The organism is Cupriavidus sp. WS (genome assembly GCF_000395345.1).
In the GTDB taxonomy this organism is placed as follows: Bacteria; Pseudomonadota; Gammaproteobacteria; order Burkholderiales; family Burkholderiaceae; genus Cupriavidus; species Cupriavidus basilensis_B.
In genome coordinates this window covers 1-7844 of record NZ_AQPL01000366.1, presented here as the reverse complement: position 1 = coordinate 7844, position 7844 = coordinate 1, and the positions used below count along the sequence as shown (strand labels likewise).

Genomic DNA, 7844 nt, shown 5'->3' with positions numbered 1-7844 from the left:
ACACAAAAAATCTGACAGGTTCCGCCTGTGTCGTGGCGATTCTGCTGCTGCTCTTCACTCCCATTCCCGCGGCGCTGCTCGATCTGCTGATCATCGTCAATCTCGCGTTCGCCCTGGCCATCCTGTTGCTGACGTTCTATGTGGCACAGCCAGTGGACTTCTCGACCTTTCCGTCACTGCTGCTGCTGGCCACTCTGTTCCGACTCTCCCTAAGCATTGCGGCGACACGGCTGATTCTCTCGAAGGCACAGGCAGGACATGTGATTGCAGCCATCGGGAAATTCGTGGTGCAAGGTAATTTCGTCATTGGCTTCATCGTCTTCCTGATTCTGGTCGTCGTTCAATACATCGTGGTCACAGGCGGTGCGCAACGTGTATCGGAGGTGGCGGCCCGTTTCGCGCTCGATGGCATGCCCGGCCAGCAGATGAGTATCGATGCCGACCTGAACATGGGCCTGATCGACCAGGCAGAGGCGCAGAGGCGACGCAAGTCGCTCGAAAAGGAGGCGGGCTTCTACGGCGCGATGGATGGAGCGAGCAAGTTCGTCAAGGGCGACGCGATTGCCGGGATACTGATCCTGCTGATCAATGTCCTGGCGGGCTGGATCGTCGGCATCGCGCAGATGGGGATGGGCTGGCAGCAGGCTCTGCAGACCTTCACCCTGCTCACCATCGGCGACGGCATCGTGACGCAGGTGCCGGCCCTGATCATCTCCGTGGCGACTGGCCTGATTGTCACGCGTTCATCGTCGGACCAGCAACTCGGCATCGTGGTCGGGCAGCAGTTGTTCCGGTTTCCCAAGGTCCAATGGCTGGTTTCGATCGCCATGCTGGCCTTGCTGCTGTTGCCAGGCATGCCGGGATGGCTGGCGCTGGTCATCGGGCCCGTCATGATCCTGGGCTGGCTGCTGAGGCGAACCAGTGCCGGCATGCGGGAGGAAACCGGGGGCGAAGGGGCTGCGCAGGCCGCGCCGGAAACCGCCGCGTTCTCGGCCCAGCCCGCGCCGATCGAGATCGGTTTCGGGAGCGTCCTGGGCGCGGCGCTGGCGTCGCAACGTCCCGCGCTTGCCGGGCGCGCGCTCGCATTGCGGCAGGACATCCAGCAAGAACTGGGAGTGATGCTGCCCGAGATCGCATTCAAGGAGCAACTGACGCTGCCGCCCGATGACTATCGTATTTCGCTGTTTGGCAGCCGCTACGGACAAGCGGCGCTCTATCCGGAGCGGATGATGGCCATCCACGCTTCCGACAATGGCGAGTCGCTTCCGGGCGTGCGCACGCGGGATCCTGCATTCGGCTTGCCCGCGGTCTGGATGGATGCCGAGGAGACAGCATCGGCCAAGCGAAAGGGATACACGATCGTCGATCCGGTCACGGTGTTGATGACCCATCTCACGGAGGTCATCAAGCTCAATCTCGTTCAGCTGGTTTCGCGGGCAGCCGTGGTGAATTTGCTGGATGAGGTTCGTGCCAGGCAGCCCGGCCTGGTCGAGGAAATGGTGCCGGCGTTGCTGAGCGTGACCGATATCCAGCAGGTGCTCTGCAATCTGCTGGCCGAACACGTCTCGATACGGAACATGGATCGCATCGCCGAGGTCCTGGTGGATACGGGGCGGCACGAGAAAGATACGGCGCGACTGGGCGAAGCGGTGCGGCAGCGCCTGGGCCACCAGATCTGCCAGGCCCTGCGCGGGGAAAACGACGCCTTGTCCGTCCTGACGCTGGACCCGGCGCTGGAGAGCCGGGTGCTGGACAACCTGCGGTCGGCCGAAGACGGCGCAGCAGGGCCGGTGCTGGAGCCGGCCCTGGCGGAGCAATTGCTGGCCCGCCTGCTGGCGCAGACCGAGGCAATGATGCGGCAGAGCCAGTCGCCGGTGTTGTTGTGCCGGCCGGAGATTCGCCGCGCTATCAAGCTGTTCACGCAGCGCGTGGTGCCCCGGCTTGCGGTGGTGGGAGTCAACGAGATCCCGCCCTCGATGAATCTCAGGGCGTTCGGTGTCGTCAACATCAACTAGCGACTAGCGCGGCCACAAGGCAAACAGGACGAGTGAATCCAATGACTGAATTGATGCGCATCTCGACTCAGCTATTGTCGATTGCTTCGCAGCGGCTCGAAAGCGCCGCCAGGAACATCGCCAATGCAACCACCGCAGGGTATAAGCGCGAGGTGTCCTTTGCCGAGCAACTCGGTATGGCCGGACGTGGCATGCCTGCGTTGCGCGTGGCAAGCGATTTCCTCCAGGGCAAATTGGTAAACAGCGGCAATCCACTTGACCTCGCGTTGGCCAGTTCCGGCTTTTTCGTACTTCGCAATGAATCAGGCGGGGCGGGCGTCGAGTATGCACGCGCGGGGCGCTTCGTCCTCGATGCGTCCGGTCGCGTGACCAGTGCGCAAGGCCAGGCGCTGCAGGGAACGGGAGGCGATATCGTGGTGCGTGGCGCCCATTGGCGCGTCACTCACGACGGTACCGTGCTGGACAACGGCATGCCGGTGGATCGCTTGCTCATCGTGGATTTCGCCGAACCGGCGAGGCTTGTGCGAAGCCATGCTGGCTTTACCGCCGGCGCGGACCCGCGGGAGGTCGAGCGGCCAACGGTCGTGCAGGGTAGCTATGAGGCATCCAATGTCTCCAGCGCGGACGACATGCTGCGCCTGATGGCAGCGCTGCGCGAAGCCGAAGGCGGCCAGAGAGTGGTGAGGGCATACGACGAGATGCTCGGCACCGTATTGCAGCGCATTGGGGAGATTTCCTGACCATGAACGGCGCGTTCTATATCGGTGCGACGGGGCTGCTCGCACAGCAAGGTGCGGTCGATATCGTCGGCCACAATATCGCCAATGTAAATACGGTGGCATTCAAGCGTGGCATTGCGGACTTCGCCACGCTGGTAGCCTCGGCGCCGTCTGCGGTGCGTGCCACTTCATCTGCGCCGTCCGGCGACCCGGTGGACCAGGGCGTGATGCTTGTCTCCGGACTTCGGACATTTTCTCAAGGCGAGCTGCGGGAGACCGGCAATGCCATGGACCTGGCTATCCGCGGCGAGGGTTTTGTCGAGTTGCAGTCCGCAGGCGGGGAGCCGCTGCTGTGGCGCGGCGGTACCTTGCATGTTGACGACGACGGTCATCTGGCCGTTGCCTCCGGCGAGACCTTGAAGGCGACCATTGCAGTGCCCTCCGATGCGACCGGAATCACGATCGACGCGGAAGGCCGGATTCGCGCCACGGTACCGGATCGGACTGAATCTGTGGAACTCGGTCAACTGGAACTCGTGCTTGCCGCCGATGTGCGCGCGCTGCGCCCACGTGGCGAAGGTATCTTCGAGGCCGACGAGAACGCCGCATTGACGCGGCTCAAACCTGGCGAGGAACGTGCGGGGGCGATGGTGCAGGGTTTTCTCGAACGCTCGAATGTTCAGTTGTCCGACGAGATGGTCAACCTGTTGATTTTTCAGCGTGCCTATGCCGCCAATGCCCGTGTCGTGCAGGCGGGCGACGAGTTGATGGGTATCGTCAACGGATTGCGTCGCTGATGGAGGCACTGGCCCGCCGTGTGCCGCTGGTCCTTCTGGGCCTTCTTAGCCTGTTGTCGACCGGCTCCGAAGGCGCCGATGCCGCAGGCTTGGTGCATTTTCGCGACACGGCGGTGGTGTCGTCCTGCGATATCCGCTTCTCCGAGGTGGCCGATTTATCGGCGTTGCCGCCCGTCTTGCGTGAACCCGCCGAACGTTTGAGCCTGGGCACGCTGGCCGGTGCCGGCATGCGGTTGCCGGCGGATCGCCTTGCCACGCGCGCGCGGCGGCAGATTCCGGCGCTGGCGCCGTGGCTGAGCGCAGATGACGATAGCGAGGTGACGGTGCGATTTCCGCCTGGCGGTTGCACTGCAAGACCCGATGCGACCGGCCCGCGTCGGCGTGCCGCGCCAACGGGGCTGATGCTCTCCCAGGCGGTGCCGCCGGGATTGGCATTGCGCACGGGCGATGTGCATACCGCCAATTGCCGTCCGGAGCGCGAGGCGGGTCGTTCGGTCAGATTTTCCGCCGGTCGCGGCATCGTGATCGCACGTGAAACACTGGCGGCTGGCAGTTGCCTGCCATCGTATCTGCATGGCTTCCTTGCCACGATACGCAGGGGCGATCCGGTCGAACTCATGGCGCGTCAGGGGGCCGTGACCATCTCGCGTCGGGCGCTCTCGTTGCAGAGCGGCCGTAGTGGCCAGGTCACGGCATATGGCTTGGCAGATGGCAGGGTTATGCAACTGGCGGCAACGGAGGACGGCAGATGATGTGCGCCATGGCTTGTCGCATAAGCGCATTCGGATTGGCCGCATTGACGCTCGGCCCGGCCGTGGCAGCCGATCTGTTTTCGGCGACGGAGCATCGCGCACTGGTGGGGGATCGGCGCGCAGCGCGGCAGGGAGACATAGTCACGATCCTGGTCTACGAGAACTCCAGCGCATCCAATACCGCCGACACTTCCACCAGCACCAGTTTCAGCGTTCAGGCCAATGTGTCCGTGCTCGATGCGCGCCGCAATGGCGCTGCACTGGGTGCATCGGATAGTTATGGCGGCCGTGGCCGTATCCAGCGCACCGGGAGGCTACTGGCGCAACTGAGTGCAGCGGTGGTCGAGGTCATGCCCAACGGCGACCTGCGCGTAGCAGGCGAGCAGCGCATCGATGTCAACGGCGAGAAGACGGGTATTCGCCTGGATGGCCGAGTCCGCGCCACGGACATCGGACCCAACAACACGGTGATATCGAGCCGGCTTGCCGATGCGCATATCGACTACACCGGCGACGGCTTCATTACCGATCGAGCCAAGCCGGGCTTGATTCCACGCATCCTGGCATGGTTGGGACTATGGTGAGGCATCTTCGTCTCTGGTTCGCACTGATCATGGCGATCGGGTTGCCGCCATCCTCTTGGTGTGCCGATGCGGAAGTCCGCCTCAAGGATCTCGGCCGCTTTCTGGGCTGGCGCGACAATATGCTGGTTGGCTACGGCATCGTCACCGGCCTCGCCGGCTCAGGTGACAGCAGTCGTCATCAGGCGACCCGGCAGGCACTCGCGAATGTGCTGTCGAATTTCGATGCGGCGGTCGGTCCCGAGCAACTACAGAGCCGCAACGTGGCGGCGGTGATGGTGTCGGGTACGCTGCCGCCATCGGCACACGTTGGCGACAAGCTGGACATCAATGTCACCTCCATCGGCGATGCCAGGAGCCTGAGCGGAGGCACGTTGATCATGACGCCGCTTCGCGGACCGGACCGGGAAGTCTACGCGCTGGCACAGGGGCCGGTATCGGTCGGTGGATTCCGTTATGACGCCAACGGCAACCTGCAGCAGAAGAATCATCCCACGGTCGGGCTGGTACCGGCGGGCGCTACCGTGGAACGTCAGGTCGTTTCGCCACTGACGCTGCAGGATGGGCAGATCGTCTTCTTGCTCAAGGATGCCGATGCGTCTACCGCCGATCGCGTCGCAGCGCGCATCAACGAAACGTTCGGCACAGGTATTGCCAGCCTGCGCGACGCGCAGTCGGTGGCGATTCGTGCGCAAGGCGGCGCCGCGGGTCTTGCCGCTTTCGTGGCCCGCGTGGAGCGGCTCATGGTCATGCCGGACTGGGCGGCAAGGGTGGTGATCAGCGAACGTACCGGCACGGTAGTGGCAGGCGGCAACGTTCGCATTGGCGCCATTGCCATTTCGCATGGTGACTTGCGCATTTCGGTGACTACCGAGTACAGCGCTTCCCAGCCTGGTCTGATCACCGTGGCGGGACCGCAGGTGCGCAGCCTGGTGATAGGCAACAGTGAACTGAAGGTCGCCGAATCGCCGAAAACGGTCGCAGCGACGTTTCCCAATACCACTGTCGGCGATCTCGTGCAGTCACTGGCCAGGCTTCAGGTCAGCACGCGCGACATCATTTCCATCCTGCAGGCGATCAAGGCTGCCGGCGCCTTGTATGCCGACATCATGGTGCAATAGCCGGCGCGACAGACCAAGAGCAGACCATTCAACATCATGCCAGATCTCACTATCGCCACTGTCGCGCGCGCACTCGATGGGCTCGACGCGCGCGCATTCGCCACTGCCCACAACATTGCCAATCTTGGCAGTCCTGGTTTCTTGCCGGTGCGCGTGTCATTTGAGCGCTCTCTGCAGCAGGCACTGATGATGGCCGAACCATCGAAGGTGCGCGCGGCCCCGATCGATGCCGCGAGGGAACTCCCGGCAACCGTGGGAGGATTGCGCCCCGATCTCGAACTGAGCCTGGCCAGTGACACCGCGAGCCGTTTTGCCGTGCTGACGGCATTGGCGGACCGGCAGTTCCAATTGCACTCGCTGGCACTCAAGGGGGTGCTGTGACTGCGGCCGGCACGATTGCCGCCATCGCGCGCTCGGGCATGGAGGTCGAATGGCAGCGCATCGAAGTCATTGCGCGCAATCTCGCCAACGCCGGGACCACCCGCATGGCCAGCGGAGAGGCGTATGTGCCGCAGCGCCTGATTTCCGGTCCGGCGTTCATGACGCAGGCCGGCGTCGCGCCGTGGCCTGCCGACGCCAGGCCGGCGGGTGGTGTCCGGATCTATGGAATCGAAGCCATGGACACGCAGCCCCGGCTGATGCATGAGCCTGCCCATCCCCATGCAGATGCGAACGGCAATGTCGCCTATCCGGGAATCGACCATGCCGCGGAGATGACTTTGCTGATCCAGTCACAACGCATTTACGAAGCCAATGTCGCCGTATACAACCTCGCGCGCACCATGTATGCGCGTGCGCTCGAAATAGGGAGCCGCTCTTGAGTACCGCTGCGTTGGACTCCATTGGCTTGGCCGCGCACGCCACCGCCGCCAGTTTTCCCGGCGAGTTGGCCAACCAGCCTCTGTCATTGGTGTCTGGCGGGTTCGCCGGGCAGTTGCTGGATGGCGCCATGCGTGCCGATGCCGCCATGCTGACGGCGCAAGACATGACCCGGCACTTTGCCGCTGGCGAAAACCTGCCGCCACACCAGGTCATGCTGGCGCTCGAGGAGGCCCGCCAGTCTTTTCAACTGCTGCTTCAGGTCCGAACGCGACTGGTCGAGGGGTACCAGGAATTGATGCGCATGCAACTTTAAGGAAATCCCCATGCCTGGAATATTCTCGCTGGTGGCTTCGCTGTCGCCGTCACGACGGCTCGCTTTGGGGGCAGGCGCCGCGGCGATCCTGGCGGGCGCGGTCCTGGCGCTCGTGTGGGCTGTCCAGCCGCGCTACGAGGTACTGTTCCGCGACCTGAACCATCAGGACGCCGGCGCCGTCGTCGCGGAACTGGAAAAGTCCGGGGTGCCGTACCGCGTGTCGGATGACGGCACTTCCGTGCTGGTGCCGGAAGGGGAACAGCGTGCCATGCGCCTGAAGGTGATGAGTGGCAGCATTCATCTCCAGGGCGTAGCCGGGCTGGAGTTGTTCGAGCATGCTGATCTGGGCTTGACCGAATTTGCGCAGAAGGTCAATTTCCAGCGTGCCCTGCAGGGGGAGCTGGCGCGCACCATCATGAGCCTTGACGAGGTCCGTCTGGCGCGCGTTCACCTGTCCTTGCCGGAGGCGACGCTGTATCGCCGCGATGACATCCGTCCGCGCGCGTCAGTGGCGATCTTCCTGAACGAAGGCGAGGTGCTTGCCGAGGCCACAGTCAACGGCATTCGCCGGCTGGTGGCCGCGGCGGTGCCGCAGCTCGATCTTGCCGATGTCGCCATCCTCGATCAGCACGGTACGCCGGCGGTGTCGGCAGAGCCAGAGGTGCGCAATCCGGTGCTGGCGCAGAAGCTGGCGTTGGAACAGTACTATGCGCGCAAGATCCGG

10 protein-coding genes are annotated in these 7844 nt (G+C 63.7%); all 10 read left to right on the top strand.

Translation table 11 applies throughout. The features are described from left to right. A partial coding sequence (locus K206_RS39380; protein WP_043367126.1) for an FHIPEP family type III secretion protein occupies positions 1 to 2015 on the top strand: 2015 nt, incomplete at its 5' end. A 41-nt stretch (positions 2016 to 2056) separates the two neighbouring features. Continuing rightward, positions 2057 to 2755: a flagellar hook-basal body protein gene (locus K206_RS0126615; protein ID WP_020205421.1), complete on the top strand. Its 699-nt coding sequence runs from the start codon at positions 2057 to 2059 to the stop codon at positions 2753 to 2755. Between the two features lie 2 nt (positions 2756 to 2757). Beyond that, complete coding sequence (locus tag K206_RS0126610; RefSeq protein ID WP_020205420.1) at positions 2758 to 3531, top strand: flagellar hook-basal body protein; 774 nt, start codon at positions 2758 to 2760, stop codon at positions 3529 to 3531. Further along, on the top strand, positions 3531 to 4283 hold the full coding sequence (locus K206_RS0126605) for a hypothetical protein (RefSeq protein ID WP_020205419.1): 753 nt from the start codon (positions 3531 to 3533) through the stop codon (positions 4281 to 4283). Before K206_RS0126610 ends, K206_RS0126605 begins: the two co-directional genes overlap by 1 nt. Positions 4284 to 4327: 44 nt before the next feature. Continuing rightward, complete coding sequence (locus K206_RS0126600; RefSeq protein WP_231401687.1) at positions 4328 to 4867, top strand: flagellar basal body L-ring protein FlgH; 540 nt, start codon at positions 4328 to 4330, stop codon at positions 4865 to 4867. A 29-nt stretch (positions 4868 to 4896) separates the two neighbouring features. After that, a complete protein-coding gene (gene flgI / locus K206_RS0126595) occupies positions 4897 to 5985 on the top strand; it encodes a flagellar basal body P-ring protein FlgI (RefSeq protein ID WP_231401686.1) in 1089 nt (362 codons plus the stop codon). A 36-nt stretch (positions 5986 to 6021) separates the two neighbouring features. After that, positions 6022 to 6366, top strand: a complete 345-nt coding sequence (locus tag K206_RS39375) for a hypothetical protein (protein WP_020205416.1) — start codon at positions 6022 to 6024, stop codon at positions 6364 to 6366. Next, a complete protein-coding gene (gene flgC, locus K206_RS0126585) occupies positions 6363 to 6806 on the top strand; it encodes a flagellar basal body rod protein FlgC (RefSeq protein ID WP_020205415.1) in 444 nt (147 codons plus the stop codon). Before K206_RS39375 ends, flgC begins: the two co-directional genes overlap by 4 nt. Next, a complete protein-coding gene (locus K206_RS44400) occupies positions 6803 to 7120 on the top strand; it encodes a flagellar hook-basal body complex protein FliE (protein ID WP_020423927.1) in 318 nt (105 codons plus the stop codon). Before flgC ends, K206_RS44400 begins: the two co-directional genes overlap by 4 nt. A 10-nt stretch (positions 7121 to 7130) precedes the next feature. Continuing rightward, positions 7131 to 7844 (top strand): flagellar basal-body MS-ring/collar protein FliF (fliF, locus tag K206_RS0126575; RefSeq protein WP_020423926.1); only part of this gene is annotated, 714 nt, incomplete at its 3' end.